Raw genomic sequence first — 2168 nt, 5'->3', positions numbered from 1 at the left:
CGACCACCTCTCCCCGGTCAGGTTCACCGCGGGCATCGCGACCCTGTTGCTCGTCTACGCCGTCCAGCTCGCCCATTCCTTCGCCTACCTCTCCCCCCGGCTGGCCCGCCTGCGGTACTGGACCTTCGGCCTGCAGATACTCCTCACCTATCTGCCGTTCCTCACCTTCGCCGACGCCTGGCTCGCCACTCCGGGTTTCCTCGCCGGTTCCGCCCTGCTCGTGCTGCCTCCCCACTGGATGTGGCCGACGTTCGCGGCGATCGTGGGATCGTCCAGCCTGCTGGTCCTGGGAAGCGGGGTGGGCCGCGGCTCGCTCCTGTACGGGACCGTCGCCACCACGCTGACCGGGCTGGTGGTGTTCGGCCTCTCCGAGCTGACCCGTCTCGTCCAGGAAGCCCACCGCACCCGCATGGAGCTGACCCGGATGGCCGTGGAGGCCGAACGGCTGCGCCTCTCGCGCGACCTGCACGACCTGCTGGGCATGAGCCTGACGACCATCGCCTTCAAGTGCGAACTGGCACGGCGGCTGCCGGCCTCCAAACACGCGCGCGTCCAGCAGGAGTTGACGGAGATCCTGGAGACCACCCAGCGGGCGTTCACCGAGGTGCGCGCGGTCTCGCAGACCTACCGTGCCATGTCGCTGGCCACGGAGGTCGACACCGTCTTCGCCACCCTCCGCAGCATGGGCGTGGACGTGGAGTTCGCGGGCAGCGCCGGGCCGCTGCCGCCCGACATCGAGACGACCCTGGCCACGGTGCTGCGCGAGGGGGTCACCAACATGCTGCGGCACAGCCGGGTCGGCACCTGCGTCGTGCGGCTCCAGCGCGAACGGGACGCCGTCAGACTGACGGTGGCCAACGACGGGCTCGACGACCGCCCGGCCGCCGCGTTCAGCAACGCCCGGCCCGGAAGCGGCCTGAACAACCTGCGCGACCGCATCGAGGCCGTGGAGGGCCGGCTCACCACGGAGGTGAAGGACGGGATGTTCTCCCTGACGGCGGTCGTCCCGGTCCCGGCGGAGGCACCCGCGCCCCGGCACTGGCTGGTCCGTCCCCTGTACTCCGCCGACCGGGGGGTGCACGATTCGACCACGGTGGCCTGACCGCGGTCCGGGCCCCGGCGGGACCCGGCGCCGTCAGATCCAGCCGCCCTCACGGGCGATCCGTACCGCGTCCATGCGGTTGCGGGCACCCAGTTTGACCACGGCACTGCTCAGGTAGTTCCGTACCGTTCCGGCCGAGAGGAACAGCCGGTCGGCTATCGCCGCGGTGCCCTCGCCCGCGGCGGCGAGCCGCAGGACTTCCAGCTCGCGCGGGGCCAGCGGCTGGGTCACGTCCTCCAGCGCGGCGACGGCCAGCTGGGGGTCGATGAAGCGCTTGCCCGCGGCCACCGTCCGTATCGCGCTCACCAGCTGGTCGGGGCTGGCGTCCTTGCACAGGAATCCGGTCGCGCGGGTGGCCAGCGCCCGGCGCAGCGTGCTGGGATTGCCGAGCCCCGTGAGCATGAGGACCCGGCAGTCGGGTACGGCGGTGGCGAGGGCGGCGGCGGCGGTGATGCCGTCCATGCCGGGGAGTCCGATGTCGAGCACGGCCACGTCCGGGCGCACGGCGAGCGCCTTCGGAACGATCTCATCGCCGCGATCGACTTCTGCCACCACGTCGAAGTCCGCCTCCAGGGACAGGAGTTCGGCCAGCGCCCGCCGTAGCATCGCCATGTCCTCGGCGATCAGAATTTTCAGCATGGCCCCCCTCGCATCGGCGTCTCCTGGCCCCCCGCGCTCCATCCTCTCACCCGCATAGCCGGATCACAGCGTGGAATCGCCCAGCGCCCCGCGCGCATGCGAAGACCCCGTCACCAGCACAGACGCCGGCTCCGGGGTCGTCGCGTGCGCGGGGCCGCCGGGATGCGGGGCGGGGACGCCGGGTCCCCGCGTCCGGTCAGCCGCGGCCACCCGCGTACGGCGCGGACATGCGGCCGGCGGCTGACTGCTCCCGGTCCGTGGGGCGGCCGATCGCGGCGGCGGCGAGGGCCAGCAGCAGGCCGATGATGCCGACGATGACGTTATTGACGATGGTCTTCGTCGTGGAGACGTCACCCGCCACGGCCCACGGCGCGATGATCGTCCACACGCTCAGCGCGCAGGCGGCCCACGCCATGCTGTGCACGCG

The 2168-nt window shown here is 72.0% G+C and carries 3 protein-coding genes; 1 reads left to right on the top strand and 2 read right to left on the bottom strand.

Features of this window, described 5'->3' with window-relative positions; all coding sequences use genetic code 11:
- The coding region (locus IE312_RS14035) for a sensor histidine kinase (RefSeq protein WP_189981637.1) at positions 1–1102 on the top strand (1102 nt) is incomplete at its 5' end.
- A 33-nt stretch (positions 1103–1135) separates the two neighbouring features.
- Here IE312_RS14035 and IE312_RS14030 read toward each other — a convergent pair.
- Together IE312_RS14030 and IE312_RS39945 are read right to left on the bottom strand one after the other, a co-directional pair.
- Entirely contained in the window at positions 1136–1741 is a 606-nt protein-coding gene (locus IE312_RS14030; RefSeq protein WP_189981636.1) for a response regulator transcription factor, read from the bottom strand.
- A 196-nt stretch (positions 1742–1937) separates the two neighbouring features.
- The coding region (locus IE312_RS39945; RefSeq protein WP_229899706.1) for an SPW repeat protein at positions 1938–2168 on the bottom strand (231 nt) is incomplete at its 5' end.

It is taken from the genome of Streptomyces capoamus (genome assembly GCF_014654935.1).
GTDB classification, from domain to species: Bacteria; Actinomycetota; Actinomycetes; order Streptomycetales; family Streptomycetaceae; genus Streptomyces; species Streptomyces capoamus.
The sequence above is the reverse complement of the archived record's forward strand: the minus strand, read 5'-3'. Positions and strand labels throughout refer to the sequence as shown.